The organism is Mastigocoleus sp. MO_188.B34, from assembly GCF_030065675.1.
GTDB lineage: Bacteria > Cyanobacteriota > Cyanobacteriia > Cyanobacteriales > Nostocaceae > Mastigocoleus.
Map to the genome: position 1 here is coordinate 12,010 of NZ_JASJDK010000017.1, position 25,690 is coordinate 37,699.

Consider the following 25,690-nt stretch of genomic DNA (forward strand, 5'->3'; position numbering starts at 1 on the left):
ATTTTTACACATAAATGGAGAATCCCGAGCAAGACAAGGGAGACTTCCATAACGTCAATGTGGATTTATTACAACCATACCTGAAGTATATATAGATACAAGGCATCAAGCTAAATATACATCCAATTTAGTCAAGGAAATATGATTATTAATTACTGCATTCGTTGAAATTTTCTTCTACTAAAGTTTAAGATATATCCTTATGCCTTAAACAGTTCTTAAGATTTCTCAATGCAAATAAAATTTTCAAATCAAAAAGTTATTTCGACAATAGTTTTTGTGGAAATTCTGGTAATAGGAAGTGCTTTACTGCGAGCGACGTTATTGAACCTTAATCCCAGAAGATATTTTGCAGAACAAGGTTATGTGAGTTGGGTATCTTTTCTTCAAATTTTAATTACAGCTTATTTATCCTGGAAAGTTTTTGAGTCTAGAAAATCTACTGCGACATCAATTAACTTGAAGGCTGATTATAATTTATGGGCTATTTTAAGTTTGGGTTTTTTATTTCTAGGTTTAGATGAGATATTTGAGCTTCATGAAAACCTAGACTATTTGATTCATAATTGGTTTCAAATTCAGCAAACAGAAATAACTGACAGAATTGATAGCTTAATAGTTCTTATCTATGCCTTATTTGGTGTTGGAATTTTATATTGGGCAAAATCTGAGTTAAAAAAATTTAAGTCAGCTTTTACTTTATTTGGAATTGCTTTTGGCTTGATATTTATGATGATATTGTTTGACTTTTTGACAGACTCAAGAGATTTTTTAAGATTGTTTTTTGTAAATAGCTCTACAGTTGATATAGCTTATCATTCTCTTATTATCATTGAAGAGTCCTGCAAAATTTTTGCTGGAGGAATGTTTATTGCTGCTTTTCACCGTTGTTTGCAAATATCAAAAAAATTGAAAAAATCGCTTTAGTTAATTCGTTCAGTTAAACATAGATTTATCGGACTATTTAATTAGACTCGCATATTCATGAATCCTCAAATCTATAACTTATAAATTTTTGAGGTTTGGGGAAAAGGGGAATATTTTTGATTTAAATTCATTATACAACCCCTTAAATTTCACAAGTTTGGGGGAGTTTGAGAACTTTATATGATTCAGCTACTTTACTTACACTCCAGACTTTCACGGGTTGATACACCAGTAACTGGATTAACTCCATCAGCGTATTTGCACATTAACTTGACTTCATAACGGTCAATAATTGCATAGGAAAAGTCAGCACCAGTAATGATTGCATCTCGAAATTTACTTCCACTGAGCATTGCATCTGTAAAAATAGCGTTGCTCAGATCGGCTTCATTGTAGTTGACGCGATCGGAAAATGCTCCCGATAAGTTAGCATCTTTAAGATTTGCCCGCAAAAAAGAACCTTTGGTCAGAATAGTTCCACTGAGGTTTGCATCTTGAAAATTTGCTCCCAACATTTCTGCACCAGCAAAAGAGGTTCCTTCTAAATCCTGATGGGAAAAGTCCCGGTATTTTAGATCCGTGAGGGTATAGTTAACTTTACCTTCTTCTGCTAAGCTCGTTTGCGTATTTATCAAGCAAAAGCCGAGCATCAAAACAAATGAAAGGAAGATATTAAAAATAGATTTTAATTTATTTTTTAATTTAAATTCGTCGATGTAATACGTCATATAGTTTGCTCGTGGGGAATCTAAAACAGTTTTTTACTTTTTACATCCAAGTATTTTTATTGAACCTTAAATAAGATCGCTTTTGCAAGTAAGTGTTTTTTTAAGCGATGATACAAAATTTGATATTGCTGTCTTACTTTTAAACTGCTGCGAAAAATTTCTTCTCGGTCTGCAAGCAGATCTAGATATTTGGGTGGAACTTGAAACTGACTGGCAGTGAAATCATAATTAATCCCATCTATGTGATTATAGAAGTGAGGTTGATTATCAATGAAAGTTTTGAGAATTTTCCCACCGAAAAAATCATTTATAACTATCGCAGTAATGTCACATTGTCCCCGTGCTGGATTTTCTGGAGACCACAGACTGCTTGTCTCAGACGACCAGCATTTAAGGAGTAAGGTTTCTAGAACAGCTAGCCGCCTGAGGCGTACAAGAGTTTTATTCCTATTGCGATGATTCATATCATAGTTAGACGAGTCGCATAATATTTTACTCACCTGAGCTTTTAAAATCCTCTTAGACTTGTTAAAAAAAGTAAATAATATTACATTGTCACAAGTTTCTCACAAGGTATTTTGTAGTCTAAATATTGACGATTTTTATGTAAATAAATGTCGTCTTCAAAAGAAGCCCTAAAGTATATGAATGATGACAACAAAGGGCAGTACCACTATTGAATATTGCTCCTCCAGGTAGGAAAACATAAACCAAACCAGATTTATATATGTTGCAACGAATTTTTACATCTCCAGCAGATGCTACAGAAAAAAATTTAGTAAAGCTTCGTCCCCGTAAGGGTGTGATTATTGGTGCAGGTCGAGTAGGATTAGCTTGTGCCTATTCTCTGCTGATTCAAAATACTTTAGATGAATTAGTACTAGTTGATGTCAACCAGGAAATACTGGAAGGTGAAGTCATGGATTTGTTGCATGGCTCGCCCTTTATAGAACCAACTGTCATTAAAGCTGGTGCATTGGCTGATGGTGTTGGGGATAATGCCGATGTTGTAATTATTACTGCTGGCTCAAAACGACTACCTGGTGAAAATCGTCTCAACCTCATGCAGCGCAATGCAGAATTATTCAAAAAGTTAATTCCAGAGGTAGTTCTACATTGTCCTGATGCAATTCTACTAATTGTTACCAACCCAGTGGATGTAATGACTTATGTTTCATTAAAGTTATCTGGTTTACCTAGTACTTCAGTTATTGGTTCCGGAACCATTCTAGATACTGCTCGTTTTCGTTACCTATTAGCAGAAAAACTACAGTTAGACCCCCGCAGTTTCCATGCATACATTATTGGGGAACATGGTGATAGTGAAGTTCCTATATGGAGTAAAGTTAATATTTCTGGGATGCATCTATGTGAGGGGGGTTTAGAAAAATGTACAACTACAGAACAAGAGTTTTTACAGCAAACCTTTGACCAAGTGAAAAATGCAGGTCACGAAATAATCAAACGCAAAGGTGCAACTTCCTATGCAATTGGTTTGGGAGTAACTGATATTGTCAAAGCTATTTTGCGCAACCAAAATCGCGTATTCACTGTCAGTAGTTTGGTAGAAAATTTTTATGGCATTAAAGATGTTTGTTTGAGTTTGCCAACAATTATTAATCGTCATGGGGTAGATAGAAAGATTAATTTTACTCTCACAGACACAGAATTAAAACAACTTAAAAATTCTAGTGAAGTGTTGCGCAATGCCATTTTACAACTAAAACTTTGACATTACCATAAGGAAAAATTAGGAATAAGTGATAGAGAAACTGGACAGTGAAAAGTTATCTATGGTCACTATAGTTCACATTAACTGGTCTCACTTTCCTGGAGGTAGGTTAGGGCAGGTAATTTCATAAGAGATGTCAGTCCCCATAAAATTTTCCCATTCCTCCATTGTTAAATTGCGTCGTACTTTTTGGCAAACCATATCAGCTAGAGTCTGGGTACTTATATGCCACAGTTTGATAGTGTTGTCGTAACTTCCTGATGCTACGATTTTACCATCTGGGCTAAATGCTACAGATGTCACACTTTGTTCGTGTCCTTGGAGAACAATGGGGTCTTCATTAAGTTTAGTAAGGTTCCAAAGCCTGATGCTTCGATCGTAACTACCTGATGCGAGGATTTTTCCATCTGGGCTAAATGCTACAGAACTCACCCAAGTTTTATGACCCTTCAGAGTTATAAGAAGTATAGGTTGTGCATCAAGCTGTTTTAATTGCCACAGTTTGATAGTTTTGTCATCACTAGCCGATGCCAAAATATTACCATCTGGACTAAATGCTACTGACCAAACTCGCGCTGTATGAGCCTCGATAGTTATGGGTTGATCATGCGGCTGTTCCAAATTCCACAATTTAATAGTTTTATCATCACTACCAGATACTAAGATATGACTATCAGGACTAAAAGCCAAAGATGTAATGCTATCTTGGTGACCTTTTAAAATAATTGGTTCCTTGTCAAGATCCTTTAAGTTCCATAGTTTGATTGTTGCGTCATCTTTCCAACTACCAGATGCCAAGATATGACCATCTGGACTAAAAGCTACTGCACTAACACCAGTCTGGTACCCTGTAAGCACTATGGTTTCTGCATTACTCTGGCTGAGATCCCATAAACGCAGAGTTTTATCTGCACTACCCGATGCCAGCATATTCCCGTTGGGACTAAGTGCAACCGATCTAATTTCCTCTGTGTGACCGCTAAGAATTTTGGGGGAATTGTTCGGCTGCTTGATATCCCACAAACGCACAGTGTTGTCAGCACCACCCGATGCTAAAACATTACCATCTGGGCTGAAGCTAACTACTAAAATATTTTCCGTGTGTTCCTTTAATTCTGTGGGTACGGCAGTAGGCTTACACAAATCCCAAAGCCTAACTGTATAATCGCAACTACCTGATGCTAGCATCTTGCCATCTGGGCTGAAAGCAACTGAATAAATATCAAAATAGTGACCCTTAAGCACTTTTGGTTCTGTATTCTCTTGTAATAGACTCCAAAGTCTGATGGTTTGGTCATCACTACCAGATGCTAAAGTATTACCATCTGGACTAAAAGTAATTGACCGAACTCTTTCCTTGTGTCCTTGGAGAAGTTTGGGAGGAGTTGTCTTTGATTGGCTCAGATCCCACAGTCGTATAATACGATCGTCGCTACCAGATGCTAGTATTTTCCCATCTATACTAAATGCCACTGTCCTAATAATGCTTTCGTGTCCGTAGCGGACTATGGGTTCTGAAGTTGGCTCCCCTAGATTCCAAAGTCTTATTGTTCTGTCATCACTGCCTGATGCTAAAGTTTGACCATCTGGGCTGAAAGCAACTGTTCTGACCGTGTCTTCGTGACCTGTAAGGACTATAGGCTCAGCATCTAGGTGAAACAAATGCCAAAGTTTAATAGTTTTGTCATGGCTACCAGAAGCCAAGATTTTTTCATCTGGACTAAAAGCAATTGATTGTACCTGTCCCTGGTGAATTCCCAGAACCTTAGAAATAAATTGATTTTGACGCAAATCCCAAAGTCTAATTGTTTTATCTTCACCACCGGAAGCCAGGGTTTGACTATCTGAACTGAAGGTGATTGAGTTGACGATACCCTTGTGACCCTCAAGCTTTTTGGGAACAGATTTATCTTCCATGTTCCACAGATAGATAATGCCGTCAAAATCGCCAGCAGCCAATATTTTACCATCCGGACTGAAGGCGACCGAAGAAATAGGATTGGAACGCTGCAAAATATTACTGAAATAAGGATTACTCAAGATTTCACGTAATGCTTCATCTACTTGATCTAGAACCTTGCACCGTTTATCTTGTTGGTTAAAAATGTATGCTTGACGTGCTAACAAAGCAGCCAGTTCATCTTGATCTCTTTTTCTTTGACGTAATGCTTGTGCTGGTAAACCCTGCTTGATTGCAAGATTACGGCGATCGCGTATCTCTTTTAGTTTTTGTTGTAAATCCTGGCGTGTTTTTTGTAATTCTTTTCGAGTTAAATATTTCCTTCGCCATTCTAAGATTGGTTGTGCTAGGAAATCGTGAAAAATTTCATAACGTTTTTGTTCTGGGGACTGATTCGGCATTGGTCCAACCGGGCGAACAATGCGTTTTTTTCCACTAGCCAGTTTTTCTAATAAAATAGCGAGCTCAATCGTATCAATTCCTGTAGGCTCAGCCAAGTCGAGAACAGGATAAGTAATCTTAGTACCAGATGGCGTGACCAAATATTGAAAGATGCTCGCTGCTGTATCCCGTTCAGTTTCTGAGAGTGAGTACATGGCTTGATATAGATGCTCTTTAAAAATCGTTTCCACACCACCCAATTTACTTAAGGTCTCTAGTCTCAAAGAATGGGAAGCCAGTTTAGTTTCTTCTTCCCAGATGCTGGTCATTACAAGCTGCAAGTAAGGTGCTTCAATCCTGGATTCTGATTGCTTCCTAAGTCTACCCAAGCCACCTTTTCCATTTCCACTTCTTAAATTATCTTGATTTTTAGCAATTTGCTGTAATACTTCTTCAATTAGTTCAGGTTCGACTTTAATAGATTGCTCTGGTGTTACTAGGTTATTGTAGTATTGCGTAATAGGTTCTTCAACTGCTTGGTAAGCTGACTTGCGATCCAGATGTTCGACGCGCACAAGGTTATCAAATAATTTAGGAATTCGACCCTTGAAGCGATCAAGATCAGCTAAGGAATCTTCACGGATAGATATGAGGAAATTGACGCGTAAGTTGGGATTATTAACTGCCCGTGGGAATTCAACAGCAAAGGTTGACTCTCCATCTTCCTCTGGGTGATATAGGAAATATTCTTCAAACTGATCGAGAATGATAAAAAGTTCGCCAACTCGTTCTTTTCCACCAATCCGCCTAGTCCAAACCATTAGAGTTTCAGTAAATGATAACCCTGGTGGAGGTTCCTGGACATCCAAGTCACTGTGATAAATATCTTCTTCAATTTGCTTTAATATCCCAGTGAGCGGATCGTCTTGCCAGGATAAGTCACCTTCAAGGGGAGGAAAAATGGCAACCGCAAATCTTGTTGTATTATCTTCCGCTAAGTTGCAATTCATTTCTTCGCGCAGGCTGTGGACGACGCCAGCCCGAAGGACAGAGCTTTTACCTACACCACTCTCTCCAAAAAGTAATGTTAGACGTGAGTTTCTGATATTTTTTTTAATAATTTCTTGTTGTGTTTTCCGCCCAAAAAATGATGAGGCATCTTTGTCAGATGTAGAATAAGGCTCTAACCCTTTATAGGGCATATCATCCAGTTGTTGATTCTCAAGTTTTCCCATGATGCAATCCTCTATTGTTACGTAGCCTAAACTTTTTGCGGTATGTCATCAACACATTTATTTAACCCGGCGATGTAGTCTCCTAAAGAACTGTTCGAGGGGATTTCTATAATATCTACCTGACTCTTGCCCCAGATTTTTGTCTCTAATTTCCCAGGTTTTTCCCGCACTACCCATGACTTAGATTTGTCGAGCAGTTTATCTTGCCAAATTCGACGAAATATCAGGCGATGCTTCCACTTGCTCTGGTCAAAACCTAGGAATAAAATGTGATTTTTTCTCATGAGATCCACAAGACTTATGGGAATATTAAGCTTGTTCAAATAGTCCATGTAGTGGTCTTCAGTAATTACAAAGTTGTCTTCTTCCCCTGTAGCTCGATCTACAGCACCGTAAAGTTTTAAAATAATCGGATGCTTACCGATTGGAAATTCTTCATAAGTATTGGGGATGTCAATTACTTTACACTTACCTGCATAGGGCTGATGCATAAACTTGCCTTGATGCTCACCTTTAGCAATGTAATAAACTAAGTCAAATGGTTGTTGAATCTCCTGAAAAGCGCGTTCCAAAGTGTCATCGTAGTTAGCCGTGACAATCAGTGGGTATGGAAGGGGATAACCCTTCTGTTGCATTATGCGAGGAAGTTGGGCAAACAGCTTGTGTAACTGATTGGGTTGGTAATCTTGATCGAAGATTTCGTGTAGTTCTGTGTAAAGACCGAGGGAACCAAATATGAGATCGACGTATTTGGCTAAATAAGGTAGCTCTTTGCGCTCACCTACTAACTTTTGATTGGCAAACAGTGGACAAGCAAAAGCTTCATAGGGACGTAATTTACCAGCTTCTTCTTTTTCTAATAGCTTTCCATAATTAGGACATTGAACTGTAGCTGGGATCAAGGGAGTCCCAAACTGTTTAACTAAATATTCAGCCAAATCGTTGTCACTAGGTGGATACAAACCTGGTTGCCATTCGGAATTTCCAACAGAGTGATCGCACGAATTAATTCCTTCACCAAAAAAAGGAATTAATTGACCTTTAATAATTGCCTGTTTTACCAGCTTGTAGTGTATGGGTAATCGTGGAACTGTAACAGGAGGTAAATTTTGTGGTTCAAGTGGTTGATCTAGGAGAAAATGCTTGGTAAACTCTGCAGCTACTGCTGCGGCATATGGCTGCCATTGATCGTTCTTGCTCGCATCTGCTAAATCGCTAATAGCTCTGATAACCAAACAGCGGACAGGTTTATATTGCTTAAAAGTGGCTGCGCTGACACCATAACCTTCCATTTCAATTGCTGCAATCTTTCGGTCCTTACGAGCAATTTCATCACGGATCTCAGCAGTAGCAATTACTCTTTCGCTAGAGGCAATTACTTCATAGTGAGTTTTAGGTCTAACATCCTCACAATCTGGTCTTATAACCGGAATTGGTGAATCCCATTTCGGAACTGAAATGACTCGATCCCATAGCGTAGCATCTGCAGAATAATACTTGGGCTCTGGTAAAGTGCCCTCAACAGTTTCCTTGCCTCGTCCATAATAACAAACACCTCTTCCCAGAACTAAATCGCCAAGTTTCACCCCTTTCTTGGCTGCTCCTGCAATACCAACCATCAGCACTGCTCCTGGCTTCCAGTCATCTATAGTGTCACTTCCAGCCAGAACTGCATCAACAGTTGCTGCGTCGGGTAGCTGTGTCACCACTATTTCATAGAATTCATTGTCTTTGAGTTGCAAACGCTTTCGCCAGTACGTACGCGCACCTTTGCGAACTCGATCCTCATCAGTCATTTGAAATGCTTTACAGACAGCTAATCTTTCAATCTCGATTGCAGTAATGATTGCAAAATCAATTTTGGAGTTCACCATTTCATGCCCCTTTTAGGTAATGTCTTTATACAAATATTTATAGATTTTTACCTTGGTCCTAGATTTAGCTAGACTTACTAGTTTAATTATCTGGAAATTTTATACTTAAAGAATTGCAGGTTTTTAGAATTGACTCACCGACCTTTCCCTAAGTCAGCGTAAATGAAAATTTCTATTCCCAGAACGAGCAAAAGACCAAGTTCTGTCCAGAAGAGAATTTGAGTGACCCAATTAGGTTGTGTTTCCAGAAAACGAAATGCAATTAAACCAGCTAATCCTGATATAAACCATAAATTTCCCCCTTATTTCATTGATGTGAAATTTATGCTAGACCTGAACTGTGTGCAGCGCTATGCTGATAAAATCCAATATTGATTGTCAATGATTTGAGCGAATTCTCAATAAATCAAAGCAAAATTAGCGATATTTCATGGATATTACATAGTATGCGCTAGTTTTAGAAGTGATTTAAATCACTTATTGCCATGTCTCAATGTTTCGCATTGCTTTCACTTAGGCCTATATTTCAATATTATTCAGAATGTATACGGATGGAATTATCATCGAAAAAATACTTAATGTTTTTGTTCACATCGGTGGGTATAACCAGTATTTATGTTTACCTCTAATCGCATTATTTCTCTTACCGGAAACCTCAGATATACAATATTTATAAATACCCTCTTAGTCTCACAATTTCTTCATATTTATTTTTTAGGATAAAGTAAAAGGGAATATGTGCAATAACTTCTTATACATGTCTGCCGTACAAAATATTTGCAGGTCAAGCTTCATTTACAGGAAGGAGGTAAGTCATGCTTCAAACTGATGTAACTAATGTGTATGACATTGATGCGATAAAAGACGAAGCAAGAGAATTGGTTCAAAAAGGAAGAGTTAGCCGCAATCAGCCGATCTGCATGTTATGCAAGTTTATCCCGCCACGGGAATGGATCTGCTTTGAATGTGAGTTAGAAAGAAATGATTATCTACCCAGAGATAAAATTATTGATCTTTTAGCAAATGAAACATGGGACGAAGATTAATATTTCTAACTCGAAAAAGTGTTATGTAGTTAGCTCTGTCAGCAACTAAGTTTAAATGGTGGTGGCATTTTTTCTTTTTTCAGTACGTGTATATAAAAGCACTATTATTTATTGTCACTATTTTGTGAAGCTAGATCGAATTATCGATACCAGTATCTAAATCAATACTTCGGTATTTTTACATACTGCCAAATGCTACCATCAGGTAGAACAGTTCTATGTAATCTTGCTTCCTTAATACTATCTGGACTCAAGTTAGATTCTCTGAGGTTGGCAAATCTCAAATCCGCACCAGTTAAACTAGCTCCACTCAAATTCGCTTCAGCCAGAATTGCTTCGTAAAAATTAGTTTTCGATAAGTTAGCTCCTGCTAAGTTAGCCCCACTTAAGTCCGCACCACTCAAGTCTGCTTCTACTAAACTAGCACTACTCAAGTTTGCCCCCCGCAAAGAAGACTGCTTTAAAGTAGCAGTTAAGACTGCACCGCTAAAATTAGCCCGGTGCAAAGATGCCTCACTCAAGTTAGCCCCATTCAGATTTGCTCCACTCAAGTTACCTCCAGTTAACGTGATTTTGGTCAAGTTTGCGTTACCTAACTTAGCTCCACCTAAATTTGCCCCAATCAAATCAGCGCCACTGAAGTTGACACCAATCAAGTTCGCTGCGCTAAGGTTAGCACCAATCAAGTTCGCGCCACTCAAATCTGCTCCTGCTAAGTCTGCACCACTGAAGTTGGTACCAATTAAACTTCCACCTTTGAAGTTAATTTCCCGCAAGTCGGCACGATATAGACACACCCCATTCAGTTTGATTTTAGGAAAATTTCGCTTCCCTGACCGATATTGCTCTAGTACTTCATCTACACTCATCATTGCTTTTGTCTCCCAACAAAATTTGAAATTTAAGCATGGAGGATATCAACAGGCATAATAGCTTTTTCGAGCTTAGCTCCCCGTAGATTCGCACGGGTTAAATCAGCATCGCTGAGGTTGGCTTTGCGCAAGTCAGCACCATAGAGATTAGCTCCACGCAAATCTGCACCTCGTAAGTCAGCTTCGTTCAGGTTTGCTCCTGCTAAAATCGCTCCCTGCAGGCAAGCTCCTGATAAATTAGCTTTTTGTAGCAAAGTACCTGTAAGAACAGCTTCACTAAGGTTAGCAATGCTGAGATTAGCATCTTTAAGATCTGCACCGCTAAGGTTAGCAATAATTAGAGTTGCTCCCTGTAAATCTACCCCATCCATTTTGGCAACAACGAGGAATGCACCACTTAAGTTGGCTCCCCGAAGTATAGCTTGGGAGAGATTAGCACGGATTAGATTGATACCACTGAGCTTTGCCCCCGTCAAGTTGACTCTACTTAGTTCTGCTCTGCTGAAATCCCGTTCTCCAGCAGTATATTGTTGCCACAGAGTATCCACATCCATACTTCCTTACCTTGTTTACATTAATTGCTTTAGTTGGAATTAGGTCAATACTGAATCTCAATCAAGTTTTCAGTATTTATTTAACTTGAAAGTAGAGTGTAAACAGCTAAATTTAGTAGGTATAGAGTAATTCATGTAAACCTAGGTTTTACCCTAGCAAACAGAAAACAATTCTAGTGTTACCCCTATTACTTTGCCTTTCCTGTGAAGAAAGGTAGCAAGTCAGAAGTTTAACTTCTAATTACTCCACACTATTTGTAAATGATTTAACCTTCCTCACAAGTTGCTCAACCTTTATCCTTACAATTGTGAACGTTGGGGGAAGATAAAAAACTCTAATATCACTATACTATCTATAATTAATAATGAATGTGATTAGATACAAAAAGTCAACCAAGCCACCATCTTCAGATCCTACTCCAGCGAAAAAATCAAAGGTTAGGCGAAAGTTTATTCCTTGGGTAGTTGGGATCATTATTTTTGCTTCCATCGGCTTTGGTAGTGGTGTCTATTTAGTGTTTTTCCAGGCTAAATCACAACACTCTGCACCAAAACAAATCACAAGCGTTACTAAAGCAAAAAAAGTCACTGCTTTAGGACGATTAGAACCGGAGGGTGAAGTTATTAAGCTCTCAGTGTCTAATGCTCAGGACAGTCGCGTAAATAAATTACTGGTTAAAGAAGGCGATCGCGTGAAAGCAGAACAAGTGATTGCTATTTTACAAGGTTTGGATAAGAAAAAGGCAGAGTTAGCAGAAGCAAAACAAAATGTGGTTGTTTATCAAGCGAAGCTGACACAAATCCAAGCTGGAGAGGCGAAAAATGCTGAGATTACTGCACAAAGAGCCAATATTGCCCGCCTAGAAGCTCAACTACGCACACAAAAACTTGAACGAGAAGCAGAAATATTTGATGCTAAAGCAGAGTTAAGAAATGCTGAAATTAACTATCAGCGCTATCAAACTTTACATCAACAAGGAGCAGAAACTGCGCAAAAGCGGGATAACGCACAAGAGTCATTTGAAAGGGCTCAAGCCAAGCTCAATCAGACACAAGCTCACATGCAAAATACTGTTTCTACTTTGCAAGAACAGATTGCTCAAGAAAGGGCTATGTTAGAGAAACTCAAAGAGGTGCGTCCGGTAGATCTGAAAGTTGCTCAAGCCGAACTCCAACAAGCTAATACTCAAGTTAACCGAATAAAAGCTGAACTAGAAGACCTGTATGTACGTGTCCCTGTTGCTGGTCGGATTTTGAAAATTAACACCCGTGTGGGCGAGCAAGTCAATACCAGTCAAGGTATTGTGGAATTGGGACGAATTCACCAGATGTATGCGATTGCAGAGGTCTATGAAACTGATATCGGTCTTGTAAAGCCAGGACAACGGGCAAGTATTATCAGCGAACATGGCGGCTTTGATAGAAAAATTCACGGTACCGTTGACCACGTTGGGATGCAAATTAAGAAGCAAGATGTTCTAAGTGCCGACCCCGCCGCTGATAAAGATGCCCGGGTGGTCGAAGTTAAAGTCCGGATTGACCCGAAAGATAACGATCAAGTCGCTGGTCTAACCAATCTGCAAGTCCGCATCACGATTGATTTAGAACGTAGAGTATAAGTCATGAAACTCTTTTCTTTACAGGCTTTGTTCAAGCGGTTTTGCCAAGAGCCTCCTTTAGGCTGGGCACAGTTGAGTCATCAAAAAGTGCGATTGCTCGTAGCCTTAACAGGTGTTGCCTTTGCCGACATTTTAATCTTCACGATGCTAGGTTTCAAGGAAATGTTTTTTGAGGGTTCTACCTTTACCCACAATCATCTACAAGCCGATCTGGTGTTAATTAGCCAGCGAACGGAGGCATTGTATTACGGACGAACCTTTTCCCGAAGACATTTATATCAGGCTAATGCAGTTGAAGGGGTTACCTCTGCTGACCCACTCTATGTTTCAGAAGCTGGTTGGGTCAATCCCTGGGATCGGAAAATCACTAGTGTCATTGTTCTAGCCTTCGATCCCGCCCGACCGATTCTGGATTTACCCGAAGTCAACGAACAACTCGACCAGATTAAACTGCCCAATGTTTTTTTACTTGATCGTAAATCTCAGCCAAAGCTTGGTCCTGTTGCTAAGACCCTTGGACAGGGAGAAACGGTTACCACTGAGATTTCAGGACGTCGCATTAAAGTCGGAGGATTATTTACTTTGGGGAGTAGTATTTTTACGGACGGTCATATGATTACCAGCGATTGGAACTATTTGCGTTTATACGGTAAAGATAGTCTTGATAACGTCAATCTAGGAGCACTAACTCTGGAACCTAATGCTGATATCGAAACCGTTCGCCAGACCCTTCAAAATCGTCTCCCTAAGGATGTTAAGGTACTCACTCCTAAAGAGTTTATTCAAACTGAGATTACTTTCTGGACAAAAAGACCAGCCGGAGTAATTTTTAATTTTGGTGCCATCATGGGTGCAGTGGTGGGTATAGTAATTGTCAATCAAGTGTTATATTCCGATGTCAACGATCATCTCCCTGAATATGCGACCCTCAAAGCCATGGGGTATTCAGATCGCAGACTGCTAAGTGTAGTATTTCAAGAAGCTATTATCCTAGCTCTGTTAGGATTTTTACCAGGCTATGGTATCTCACTAGGAATGTATGATTTACTGGCATTTTTGACCAAAATTCCTCTTGGAATGCGGCTTGGGGTGACATTACAAGTATTTATTGCAACAGTTACGATGTGTATGATTTCAGCAGCTATTTCGATGCGAAAACTGAACTCTGCCGATCCGGCAGATGTGTTTTAGATTTCAATCTATTTTAATTCGATCTATTTTAGGTTTTAATGATGTCTCAAATACCTGTTGTTACTGTTCGTCATCTGAATCACGCCTTTGGTAGGGGCGAGTTACGTAAACCGGTTTTGTTTGATGTTGATTTGGATATCAGTGCAGGAGAAATTGTTTTGTTAACAGGACCTTCTGGTAGTGGGAAAACCACCCTACTGACCCTAATCGCAGGGTTACGATCTGTGCAGGACGGTAGTGTAAAAATCCTGGGACAAGAACTCTTCGGGGCAAATAAGCAGCAATTGGTACAGGTTCGCAACCAGATTGGCTTTATTTTTCAGGCTCATAACTTACTGGCTTGTTTAACTGCTCAACAAAATGTGGGTATGTCGTTGCGCTTACATCCAGAACTACCCGTTGAAACCCGAGTTTCTCGCTCGAAAGCGATTCTAGAGGCGGTTGGTATGGGCGATCGGGTCAATTATTATCCTGATAATCTTTCAGGAGGACAAAAACAACGGGTTGCGATCGCAAGAGCATTGGTTAGCGAGCCGAAAATAGTTCTTGCGGATGAACCAACTGCAGCCCTGGATAGCAAGTCTGGGCGTGATGTGGTTGACATCATGCAAACGCTGGCGAAACAACAAGGTTGCACAATTCTCCTGGTAACACATGATAATCGCATTCTCGATATTGCCGATCGCATTGTGCATATGGAAGACGGTCGCTTGGCTCGAGATACGGCTCTAGTAGGTAGTGAAAGGTCATAACGCATACCAAAGCCTTTAAATAAAAGCTACCAAGGTAAACGACTACCATCCCAAGAGAAAAACTCCCCACTATCTTCCTTATCCAAATTATTAATCACAGCAAATAATTGATTTACCGTCCGCTCCACTGAAAAAAGCTTTTCTGGTGGAACATTTCTTTGAAATGGTTCGGAAAGACGCGTATCAGTCGTCCCTGGATGTAAAGTAACAACTATCGTATTAGGGCTTTTACGTCCATATTCAATCGCAACGGTACGCATAAACATATTGAGTGCGGCTTTAGAAGCACGGTAACCATACCAACCACCTAATCTATTGTCGCCAATGCTGCCAATTTTAGCCGAAATACAAGCAAATACACTTTGGGAATCGTGGCGAAATAAGGGCAAAAGATGTTTTGCAAGCAAAGCCGAACTAATGCTATTTACTTGAAAGTAACGCAGTAAATTTTCTGAGTTAAGTTGTCTGAGACTTTTTTCTGGTTGTAATGTCTTGTCATGTAGCAGACCGACACAGTTAATTACTAAGTTTAGTTTATCGGTTGACTCGCTAATAACTTTAATACTTTCAGCAATTTGTTGTTCATCCGTAACGTCCATCAACAGACAAATTAACCGTTGGGGATATTTTTCTGCTAGAGCAATTAGTTCGGAAGCAGAGTTGCGGTCGCGATAAGTAGCGTAAATTTTTCCATACTCTTGGTTTTCAAGTAATTTACTCACAAAACCAAAGCCAATACCTCTGTTTGCACCAACAATTAAGGTATTGGCATTATTAGTATTATTAATTACGGACATTATGGGGAATTGGGAATTTGCTATTGGGCTATGTGAGTAATAACGGCAATTATAAGTCTGGAGAATTATAAATTTTGAGAATTATAAATTTTGAGAATTACAAATTTTGAGAATTACAAATTTTGAGAATTATAAATTTTGAGAATTACAAATTTGGAGAATTAAAAATATGGAATATTATCCATTAATTTATCCAAACCGCCGATAGTTGCAATGATACCGCAAAATATCGCTAATAACGAACTGCCAATTATTCCTTGAGCCAAAGAAATTGGAACATGAAAATAAGCTGAATAAGACCAAGCGATCGCAGCTAAGAAAAGTCCCACAGCTAAGCCAGATATAAAGCGTTTCATAAAATTTATACTCCCAGTGTTTTAAGTCTGAAGACCCTCATTGGAACTTGTTGTTTCCTTGCAAATATATAATTCAGTCATAGTCCAATACCGTTCAGTTAAGAATTTTTTTGAAACAAATAGTACTGTAGAGACGCGCCACGGCGCGTCTTCACATACTAAAATCATCGCTAAAAAACCTTAACTAACCATATTCAGTTATAGTTCTCTTTGAGAGGACTTATGCTGTTAGACGGCAGTTTACAACCGTCAGCGGAATTTTGAATCCATGAGTGAGATTGGAATTGAAAACTATTCCCAATCCCCAATCCCTAATCCCTAATCCCTAATCCCTAATCCCCAACATTAACCAATAAAGCAACAGGAAACTTTTGTAAAATATCCCGGATCCACAAAGTATCTTCACCCTCGACCGTCTTTCCGGTGATAATATCTCGCCAGACGGGAGTAGAATCTGCAGGTGGTATAATGCGAGTTTCTTGCCAAACCTGTTCTCCGAAGGGATATTCACCTTCAGGAACCAAAGATGATAAAAACCGGGGTGCGACCGTGATTATTTTTTGTTCCGGTAATTCCCGCGCAAAACCGACAATATGGGTTTTCAAACTTCCTGCAACGGTAAGTTTTTCGTATCCTCCCCGTTGGAATACATCCAAATATTCTTTTCTGGCTTGCAGGACTTTGTAAATTAGAAACAGTTTGATTTTCCCATTTTCAGGGTTTTGTAACAATTCGGCAATTAAACCATCCAAGTCAGACTCGCTTCTGGTTTTGATTTCTTCTAAATATTTTTGTCTGATCTGGAAGTCTACCGGACGTCGGTTGTCCGGATCTACTAAACTCAGATCCCAAAGCTCCGTTCCTTGGTAAAAATCGGGTAATCCAGGAACTGTTATTTTCAGCAACGTCTGGGAAAGAGAGTTCAACATCCCATAATGTTGAATTTTCCGCTGAAAGGGAAGAAAAGCTTGGAGAAATGGATTATCTTCCGTATCTTTTAGAACTCTTTGAGCAAATTGAGTAAATGCATCTTCATAGACGCTATCGGGTTTCAACCAGGCTGTATGAACCTTTGCTTCGCGAATCGCTTTGATAATATACTCCTTAATCCGCTCCACAAAAGTTGGGTATTCATCCTTTTCAAAGGGAAATGCACCAATTAGGGTTTGGTAGAAAAAGTATTCATCGTTGGGTGTGGGTACGTCCCTTCCACCAACACATTCTTTTTCACCTGCATTAATTTCTCGCCATTCTTTCAGATGCTTTTCCCATTCTTGAGGAATTTCAGATAGTACATTAATTCTCGCTCTCACATCTTCGCCGCGTTTGGTATCGTGAGTTGCAGTAGCATTCATTGCATGGGGCCATTGGCCGCAACGCTCTTGGTTATAATGATGAAAATCTTCCAAAGAAATCCCAAACTGCTCAGGATGTGAACCCACCTCGTTGAGGGAGAGCAAGCGGTTATAAATGTAGAGAACGGTATCTTCTACTCCCTTCGCCATTAAGGGTCCGGTAAACTGTTGCAAGCGCATTAAAAAATGCAACCACTGATTTTGGTCTTCTTCTGTCAGGTGTTCGTCAAACTCCAGAAGTAAGAATTTTTCGATAAAAGCTAGTTCGTTTAAAAAGTTGGGAATATTTTTCTTCGCTTGGTTTATCACTTGTACCATATATTCCCGGTCTGACGAACTCGCACCGTTGCGATCAATATAAGTCCGATAAACGGGAAATAACGCCATAATTTCTACCAATGCGGCTTTTAAACCATAGGTGGTAAAGTCACTGGCATAGCGATAACGATAGGAAATTTGCTTTAATAAATGTGCTAAATTATCAATATCTCCAGCTAAATGTTTTCCAATAATTAATCTTTTATTCTCATCAATTAATTGTTGGGGAGAGACAGCTTTTTTGATAAATCCTTGATAAATAGCATTAAATTCGTCTTCAGAAGATTGCTGACATAAAAGATTATTCACCTGATTGAGAAAATCGTATCCTGTCGTCCCTTGAATCGGCCAGTTTAATGGTAATTCTTCTTGAGGTTCTAGAATTTTCTCTACTACCAAGTATACCTCTGGGGCTTTTTCCCTCAAACGATTGAGATATTGGGCTGGATCGTAAAGACCATCAATATGATCGATTCTTAAACCGGTAATTTTCTTGTCTTCAACTAACTGAAAAATTAGGTCGTGGGTAGTATTAAAAACTTCTTCTTCTTCTATCCTTAAGGATATTAAATCATTAACTGTAAAGAAACGTCGGTAATTTAATTCTTCATTACCTACTTTCCAGTAAGATAATCGGAAAAATTGCTCTCCCAACAAACTTTCTAAAAGATTAAAACTTTCCGGTTCCCCTGCTTTACCATTAAATAATTTAATATTTTCTTCAATAAATTTCTGAACATCTGCAGAATCATTCCACAGTTCCCACAACATCCGTTTTACGAAGCTAATTTGATTGTAACGCTCTCTAGCTTCCTCTCCAGATGCAACGTACTTTAAAGCATAAAGTACGCCCAACAATTTCACATAAGCGGGATGCTCTCTTCCTAATTTTTCCCGCAAACGTTCTAAACCATAGGTAAAAACCTGACTGTAAGATTCGATGCGGATTGGATATTTGAGACCATAATAGTTAATAGTTAAACCACTTTGCTCGTACTGTAGTTGTAGCTCTCCGGATTCAAGACAATCACCATAAAATTTACCTAAAAAAGGTGCTAGAACTTTACCGCGAATATCTTCATAGGCGTGATTCCAATTAATATCAAAAAAATTATGATATTGGGAATCAGAACCATTTTCCAAAACATCAACAAGTATATAATTTTGACTATCAAATGCCATATGATTGGGAACTATATCTTGCACCCAACCAATCTTATGTGACTGTAATTCTTCGATTAGTTTTTCAAAACTTTTCATTCCTCCCAATTCTGGATTTATACTGTTGGGATCGACAGTATCATAACCGTGAGTACTACCTTTTCTCGGTGTTAAAATTGGTGAGGCGTAGACTTCAGAAATTCCCAAAGCAGCTAAATAATAAGCTATATCATTGGTTTGCGCAAAACCAAATTCCGGATTAAATTGTATCCGATAAGTCGCTACAGGTATTTGCATCATAGCAATTTAAAACCACAAGGATAAATTATTTTTTGCTGGTAATTTGTAATTAGGTAATTTGTAATTAGGTAATTGGTAATTAGGTAATTGTTAATTAGGTAATTGGTAATTGGTAATTGGTAATTAGTAATTAATAACTTATGACTCCTTATTTGTTATTTATTTTGTTTCTGATTTATCTTCGCCCACTGGCTCATTTCTAACCCCAATTCCTAATCTCCAATCCCTAATCTTCTAATTCGTGTAAACTACGACGCTATGAGGATTTAATGATATTTTCTGGTTTTTCACTTGTTTGTCTGGGTTATCTAACTTTTGTGGAATATTAGAACCTTCCTCACTCCACTTAGATTCAGCAGAATCTAGCAATTTTTTCCAATTACCTTCGGGTAAATTAATAGAAATTTCTGTAACAGAACTATCAAAATTCATCCAACATAAAACCTGATTTCTGCCTTCCCAGCGTCGCAAACACAACACCTTTTCCGGTTCTACAATCGATACTTCTAATTGTTTGCAATCAAGTTTTGCTAGTGCGGGATTTTGTCTGCGCAGTTGTAGTAATTTCTGGTAGAACTGCCATAATACTTTATGCTTACCTTGACGATGTAGATCCCAATTCAGGTGCGATCGCTTGAAAGTTTCTTCTGCTTGGGGGTCTGGAGCTTCTCCTTCAGCATGGAAGGCTGCAAACTCAGATTTTCGACCTTCCCGTACTGCTTCAATTAAACCCGGATCCCCGTGACTAACAAAGTAAAGAAATGGTGCTGTTTCGCCATATTCCTCACCCATAAACAACATGGGAACAAAAGGAGAAAGTAAAATAACAGCAGCTGCAAGCTTTTGGGCTTCAAAGGAAATTAAACCTGTTAAGCGATCGCCCAACATTCGATTTCCGACTTGATCGTGATTTTGAGCGCAAACAACGAATTGTGAAGCCTTACAGTCACTAGGATCGTTACCATGGTATCGTTGGCGAAATTCAGAATAATCCCAGGTGTAAACATAACCACAACGATAAATTTTGGCTAATTGCTCTAATTTGCCAAAGTCTGCATAATAACCCTGCTTCTCTCCGGTTAATAGGGTGTGCAAAATATGATGAAAGTCATCACTCCATTGAGCATCAATACCATAACCTCCAACCTCTTGAGAGCGAATAATTCTAGCATCATTAAGATCGCTTTCGGCGATTAAATAATATTTGCGTCCCTGGTTCTGAGAATATTTTGTAACAGCTTCAGCCATTTCTTGCAAGATATGTTTAGCCCCATAATCATAAATTGCATGAACTGCATCTAAGCGCAAAGCATCAATATGATAATCTTCAAGCCAGTACAGAACATTCTCTACAAAATAATTACGAACTCCATCACTATAGGCATCATCATAATTTATCGCACTACCCCAGGGAGTTTTGTATTTATCGGTAAAGTAAGTTTGCAATCCCCACAAATAATTACCTTCCGGCCCAAGATGATTGTAAACTACATCAAGAATTACTGCTATTCCTTGTTGGTGGCAGGCATTAACTAATTGTTTTAAGCCGTTAACACCACCATATGAATTTTGGACTGCGTAGGGGAAAACGCCATCATATCCCCAATTACGTTCTCCTGGAAACTGTGCAACGGGCATAATTTCGATTGTATTGACACCCAGTTCCCGGAAATAGGAAAGCTTATCAATAATCGTAGTAAAGGTACCTTCTGAAGTAAAGGTTCCCACATGTAATTCGTAAATTACCATTTCTTCAACTGCAATGCCCTTCCACTCTCGGTCATTCCAAGTAAAAGCATTGCGATCAATTACTTCAGAAGGTCCGTGAACTCCTTTTGGTTGAGAATTAGAAGCTGGATCGGCTCGGTCTTCCCCATCAATTTGATAAAAGTAAAGAGTTCCGGGTTCAATACCTGGAATTTCACCTTCCCAATAACCCCTTTCAGTTTGCTCCAAAGAAACTATTTTTTCTTCTGGGGTAAGCAGGTGAACTGCAACTTCTTTAAAAAGTGGTGCCCACAGGGTAAATTTACAAATATTATTGCCTAAGTATTGAGAACCGATACGCATATAAAAAATGTTTGTACAGGTGTTTACTCGATATTAGTCCCTAAATTGGGGCAAATAAATTTTGAGCGTAATGTTATATATTTGTATTACTTTTCCTTCTATATTATCGACTATTTATGCTAGTGGTTTGTAAATAGTAATTTGTAGGTGGTGGTGCTAGGATTCATCTAAGTATAGTTTAGAACTAAAATCGAATTTATTATTAACTAAATTTATCTCTACTGACTTCTATCTCAAGATCTAAACATTTAGATTATTACTGGTAATATAACTATAATCTAGAAATATTAGTAATAAATGTGATTCGTGGTTAAATAATATTTTCAGAGAAATGGCTTGGAGACACAGCTATAATATTTGATTTTTGATAAATCCATTCTGCAGAAGTATTCCCAAATCCAGTAAGGCGAGATAGAACTATTAGAAATTGTCTACTTCCATAAATTATTTCTGATTATTATCTGCCACTTTAGATCGGCTCCGTGGAAATTATGGGTTCTCCCTTAAGAAGGAAATTACAGCCAAACAAAGTTCAAAAAATAAAGCACTCTAAAAGATTAGTCTCCAGACAAATGACTTGATTTATTGTCCTTTATATGATGCAGATACAATAATTACTTAAAATAAAGCTATCCTTGAAATCAAGGAATAAGGGATATTGAAAAGATATTTGAGCAGACACAGGTATTACAGCAAGAAAAATTCAATTAACAACCCTAAATTATTTCTTAATTTACACATAAATACAAATGTATTACATTCCATACTTTGATTTCATAAATTTCATAGTTTTATAAAACCTCTACATATTACAGATAATATTAGTGATTTTCATAACAATCGCTTTAAGTTTATCAATCAACCGACTTAAGATAATTTTTACTTATTGTATTAATTTGTTTATGTAATAGTATTTTTTGAATAGTGGCTTTACTTGCTTCAAGGTCTTCAACACATTTCTACGCTTAATCTCATAAAGCTGAGAGATTAAAGTCATAAATAATTTAAGGAGAAAAAACAAATATAACGATCTGAAAAACAGTATAGCGCTACGCGCAAGTAAAAAGTAAAAAGTAAAAAGTAAAAAGTAAAAAGCCTAACACGTGTGGCTTTTAGGGTTAATACATGTCCTAACGTAACTTCGTAGTGCTATAAATACCTAACTTGCTCTTAAAAGCTTCTTAAACTTTTTAAATCCCTTGCAAATATTTTCTCCAAATTTTAAATACTGTTTTAGGGATAACATTATTTATATCCGAAAACAAATGATCCCCTAAACTCCAAGGATAAATATCACTGTGATTTTGTCATCTCTCCTAGGAAGTAAAAATTAATGAGATATAATTCTGTTGATTGTCTTTTCTAATAGTTGTTTTCAAATGACCTAAAAATGAGGCAGATAGTAAAAGTCGTAAGAATACTTACGATAGCTAACGTGTATAAAACATTAAGCTCAATTTAACAGCAAATCACTCTTGATAAAAGAATAAATGTAATATTTACAACTTATTTATTAAGATTATTTTAAATTGACTATAACGTTTGAGATCACTGTTAACTTCCCCATAGTTGGGATAACATTTTTTCAAGCTATGAATCGAATCGTTTTTATGCCTCGGTTAACTACCGGGGTTTTATTTTTTAAAATCCTATTACGAAGTAAAATTAAAAAAAAGATCGAATTTAGCAAAAATATTTTTCTTGAGCCTCAACTATAATGAGCAAAGTTTACTAATAGTTATTAGTGCCTATTAGTTGGCTATTCGTGAAATCTATCCGGGTATGATTAATTACATTTATTTGCTTTCCTCAATTATAAAAATCGAAAATGTAGGAATCATATTTGATTTTTTAATAATCAAACTGGATTGCTATAGTAAGCAAATAAGTAATTAGTAAGTAAGCAGGTAAGAAGCTTACTCTGTTTACTTACTACTAAAATGTTCCGAGTTCAAAGAGGAATAAAACAGTAATATAGGTACAATTAATACTTTTTATTCATTTCCTTAAAACTCATCAATAAATCTGCCTAATCTCTTCAAGATAATTAACGAGCGCGCTTCTACGCTAACCGGTTTATCATCAATGTAACGTTTTCCACGCCTAACAAATCGCTGTTTGGTGGTATCGACAATAGTCAACCATTCCCACTCTTGTAACCACTTGGGAATATTAAATTCCAGCATTTCATAATGGGCGTTAAAACATATGAGAAAATGTTCGTCAATGATACGTTCGCCGCGAGGACCAGGGGAAGCTATTTCCTCTCCGTTAAGATAAATTGCGATCGCTTTAGCAAAACCACTATTCCATTGTTCTTGGGTCATTTCACCCCCATCGGGGTTGTACCAACCAATATCGCGCACTGATGAACCGCGAATTGCTCTACCCAAAAACCATTTCCGGCGTCGGAATACTGGATGTCGCCGACGAAAATCAATTAATTGTCTGGTGAAGTCTAAAAGCGCCTCATTTTCTTCTTGTAAATCCCAATCCAGCCAAGAAATTTCGTTATCTTGACAGTAAGGATTGTTATTTCCCCCTTGAGTACGACCCATTTCATCTCCCATTAATAACATGGGTACTCCCTGGGAAAGCATTAAACTTGCGAGAAAATTACGCCGTTGCTTCTTCCGTAAAGTTAATACTTCTGGCTTATCTGTCTCACCTTCAGCGCCACAATTCCAGGAACGGTTATGACTTTCACCATCTCGGTTGTCTTCACCGTTAGCATCGTTATGTTTTTCGTTATAACTGACTAGGTCATTGAGGGTAAAACCATCGTGAGCAGTAATAAAGTTAATACTCGCACTCGGACTACGTCCATTTAATTGATATAAATCGGAGCTACCCGTAAACCTATAAGCAAATTCAGCTAAACTACTATCTTCACCACGCCAAAAATCACGTACGGTGTCCCGGTACTTACCATTCCACTCCGACCACAGCAAGGGAAATTCACCAACTTGATAGCCGCCTTCACCTACATCCCAAGGCTCAGCAATTAACTTTACATCTGCTAAGACTGGATCCTGGTGAATGATATCAAAGAATGCAGCCAACTTATCTACAGCATATAATTCCCGCGCCAGAGCCGAAGCTAAATCAAACCGGAAACCATCTACGTGCATTTCCAATACCCAGTAACGCAAGCTATCCATAATTAACTTGAGTACTTGGGGGTGACGAACGTTAAGGGAATTACCACAACCAGTAAAATCCATGTAGTAACGGCGATCGCCATCTACCAAACGGTAATAAGAAGCGTTGTCAACACCACGCAGGGATACAGTTGGTCCCATGTGGTTACCTTCACCAGTATGGTTATAGACCACATCCAAAATTACTTCAATTCCAGCTTTATGCAGCGCCTTAACCATCTGCTTAAATTCTTTGACCTGTTGTCCCAAAGAACCAGTTGCACTGTAACCGGAATAGGGGGCAAAATAACACATCGAGTCATAGCCCCAGTAATTTTTTAAACCCTTATCAATTAAATGCCCTGGATAGGATAGAAAATGGTGAATGGGCATTAATTCCACCGCCGTTACCCCTAAGGACTGGAGATGGGAAATTGCCGCCGGGTGTGCTAATCCTGCGTAGGTACCCCGTAACCTTGGGGGAATTTCCGGATGCAATTTAGTAAAACCTTTAACATGCATTTCGTAGATAATCGTTTCATATTCTGGGGTTTGTAGAAGTTTATCTCCTTCCCAGTCAAAAGACTCATCTACGACTACTCCTTTTGGGATTAAATGAGCGTCATTAAGATCGGAAAATCCTAGATCTTCATTAGGGTCATCCCAGCGATAACCAAAAATTTCTTCACCGAATTGGATATCCCCATCAATAGCCCTTGCATAGGGGTCAATTAGTAGTTTGTTGGGATTGAAGCGATGTCCTTCGTGGGGTGCAAATGGACCGTGAACTCGAAATCCATAACGCTGTCCCGGACCAATTGAAGGTACATAACCGTGCCAAACAAAGTTACTGACTTCCCTTAATGCTAACCTGCTTTCTCTTCCTTGTTTGTCGAACAAGCATAATTCTACAGCTGTTGCATATTCGGAAAAGAGGGCAAAGTTTGTGCCTTGACCATCCCAAGTTGCACCTAAAGGATAAGGCTTTCCAGGCCAAAGTGATAAAAACATCTGAAAAATACTCGAAATATGAGATTTAGTTGAAATCTAGAAACTAAAAACTTTAGAAACCAAGGACTTTAGAGACCAAGAATTTTAGGAACCAAGAACTTTAGAAACTAAAAACTTTAGAAACTAAAAACTTTAGAAACTAAGAACTTTAAAACTAAATCGCAGTAAAATTTCATTACAAAAATTCACCTTTACATCAATCACTTATCATATCAGGGCTGTTATCCCAAAGCTCACAAATTTAACATTGAATGACACGAATTACCTAAAACTACACTTAAATTTTAAGAAAATATTTTCCTGCTGTCAGT

17 protein-coding genes are annotated in these 25,690 nt (G+C 38.3%); 6 read left to right on the forward strand and 11 right to left on the reverse strand.

Annotated elements, in window-relative coordinates; genetic code table 11:
• Nucleotides 1-231 precede the first annotated feature (231 nt).
• On the forward strand, nt 232-927 hold the full coding sequence (locus QNJ50_RS06655) for a hypothetical protein (protein ID WP_300633400.1): 696 nt from the start codon (nt 232-234) through the stop codon (nt 925-927).
• 194 nt (nt 928-1,121) lie between these two features.
• On the opposite strand, the gene QNJ50_RS06660 is transcribed toward QNJ50_RS06655, so the two are convergent.
• Nucleotides 1,122-1,577 carry a pentapeptide repeat-containing protein gene (locus QNJ50_RS06660; protein WP_300633497.1) on the reverse strand — a complete coding sequence of 152 codons (456 nt, stop codon included), beginning with the start codon at nt 1,575-1,577 and terminating at the stop codon, nt 1,122-1,124.
• A gap of 134 nt (nt 1,578-1,711) precedes the next feature.
• Nucleotides 1,712-2,119, reverse strand: coding sequence for a hypothetical protein (locus QNJ50_RS06665; protein WP_300633402.1), 408 nt, complete (start codon nt 2,117-2,119; stop codon nt 1,712-1,714).
• A 263-nt stretch (nt 2,120-2,382) separates the two neighbouring features.
• Between QNJ50_RS06665 and QNJ50_RS06670 the strand changes: the two genes are divergently transcribed.
• Nucleotides 2,383-3,387, forward strand: a complete 1,005-nt coding sequence (locus QNJ50_RS06670; RefSeq protein WP_300633404.1) for an L-lactate dehydrogenase — start codon at nt 2,383-2,385, stop codon at nt 3,385-3,387.
• Nucleotides 3,388-3,477: 90 nt separating this feature from the next.
• Here the strand turns inward: QNJ50_RS06670 and QNJ50_RS06675 are convergent, their stop codons facing one another.
• Both QNJ50_RS06675 and QNJ50_RS06680 read right to left on the reverse strand, forming a co-directional pair.
• Complete coding sequence (locus QNJ50_RS06675; protein WP_300633406.1) at nt 3,478-6,963, reverse strand: WD40 repeat domain-containing protein; 3,486 nt, start codon at nt 6,961-6,963, stop codon at nt 3,478-3,480.
• 26 nt (nt 6,964-6,989) lie between these two features.
• A complete protein-coding gene (locus QNJ50_RS06680) occupies nt 6,990-8,837 on the reverse strand; it encodes an SIR2 family protein (protein WP_300633408.1) in 1,848 nt (615 codons plus the stop codon).
• A gap of 815 nt (nt 8,838-9,652) precedes the next feature.
• Between QNJ50_RS06680 and QNJ50_RS06685 the strand changes: the two genes are divergently transcribed.
• Nucleotides 9,653-9,883 (forward strand): DUF4327 family protein, encoded by a 231-nt coding sequence (locus QNJ50_RS06685; RefSeq protein WP_300633410.1) that lies wholly within the window; start codon nt 9,653-9,655, stop codon nt 9,881-9,883.
• A 161-nt stretch (nt 9,884-10,044) separates the two neighbouring features.
• Here the strand turns inward: QNJ50_RS06685 and QNJ50_RS06690 are convergent, their stop codons facing one another.
• Together QNJ50_RS06690 and QNJ50_RS06695 are read right to left on the reverse strand one after the other, a co-directional pair.
• A complete protein-coding gene (locus QNJ50_RS06690) occupies nt 10,045-10,755 on the reverse strand; it encodes a pentapeptide repeat-containing protein (RefSeq protein ID WP_300633412.1) in 711 nt (236 codons plus the stop codon).
• Nucleotides 10,756-10,784: 29 nt separating this feature from the next.
• On the reverse strand, nt 10,785-11,309 hold the full coding sequence (locus tag QNJ50_RS06695; RefSeq protein WP_300633414.1) for a pentapeptide repeat-containing protein: 525 nt from the start codon (nt 11,307-11,309) through the stop codon (nt 10,785-10,787).
• Nucleotides 11,310-11,674: 365 nt separating this feature from the next.
• Here QNJ50_RS06695 and QNJ50_RS06700 point away from each other — a divergent pair, with 365 nt between their 5' ends.
• The 3 genes from QNJ50_RS06700 to QNJ50_RS06710 are packed head-to-tail and all read left to right on the forward strand — an operon-like array spanning nt 11,675 to nt 14,871.
• Nucleotides 11,675-12,928: an HlyD family efflux transporter periplasmic adaptor subunit gene (locus tag QNJ50_RS06700; RefSeq protein WP_300633416.1), complete on the forward strand. Its 1,254-nt coding sequence runs from the start codon at nt 11,675-11,677 to the stop codon at nt 12,926-12,928.
• Nucleotides 12,929-12,931: 3 nt separating this feature from the next.
• On the forward strand, nt 12,932-14,119 hold the full coding sequence (gene devC, locus QNJ50_RS06705) for an ABC transporter permease DevC (RefSeq protein WP_300633418.1): 1,188 nt from the start codon (nt 12,932-12,934) through the stop codon (nt 14,117-14,119).
• Nucleotides 14,120-14,157: 38 nt separating this feature from the next.
• Complete coding sequence (locus tag QNJ50_RS06710; protein ID WP_300633421.1) at nt 14,158-14,871, forward strand: DevA family ABC transporter ATP-binding protein; 714 nt, start codon at nt 14,158-14,160, stop codon at nt 14,869-14,871.
• A gap of 26 nt (nt 14,872-14,897) precedes the next feature.
• Here QNJ50_RS06710 and QNJ50_RS06715 read toward each other — a convergent pair whose 3' ends face one another.
• The 5 genes from QNJ50_RS06715 to glgX all read right to left on the reverse strand — a co-directional run bounded on the left by QNJ50_RS06715 (nt 14,898) and on the right by glgX (nt 25,379).
• Nucleotides 14,898-15,668 carry an SDR family NAD(P)-dependent oxidoreductase gene (locus QNJ50_RS06715; RefSeq protein WP_300633423.1) on the reverse strand — a complete coding sequence of 257 codons (771 nt, stop codon included), beginning with the start codon at nt 15,666-15,668 and terminating at the stop codon, nt 14,898-14,900.
• 161 nt (nt 15,669-15,829) lie between these two features.
• Entirely contained in the window at nt 15,830-16,024 is a 195-nt protein-coding gene (locus QNJ50_RS06720; protein WP_300633425.1) for a hypothetical protein, read from the reverse strand.
• A gap of 332 nt (nt 16,025-16,356) precedes the next feature.
• Entirely contained in the window at nt 16,357-19,155 is a 2,799-nt protein-coding gene (gene treY / locus QNJ50_RS06725; protein WP_300633499.1) for a malto-oligosyltrehalose synthase, read from the reverse strand.
• 237 nt (nt 19,156-19,392) lie between these two features.
• The gene (gene treZ, locus QNJ50_RS06730) at nt 19,393-21,228 is read right to left on the reverse strand and encodes a malto-oligosyltrehalose trehalohydrolase (protein WP_300633427.1); all 1,836 of its coding nucleotides are present in this window, start codon (nt 21,226-21,228) and stop codon (nt 19,393-19,395) included.
• Between the two features lie 2,006 nt (nt 21,229-23,234).
• The gene (glgX, locus tag QNJ50_RS06735; RefSeq protein ID WP_300633429.1) at nt 23,235-25,379 is read right to left on the reverse strand and encodes a glycogen debranching protein GlgX; all 2,145 of its coding nucleotides are present in this window, start codon (nt 25,377-25,379) and stop codon (nt 23,235-23,237) included.
• Between the last annotated feature and the right edge of the window lie 311 nt (nt 25,380-25,690).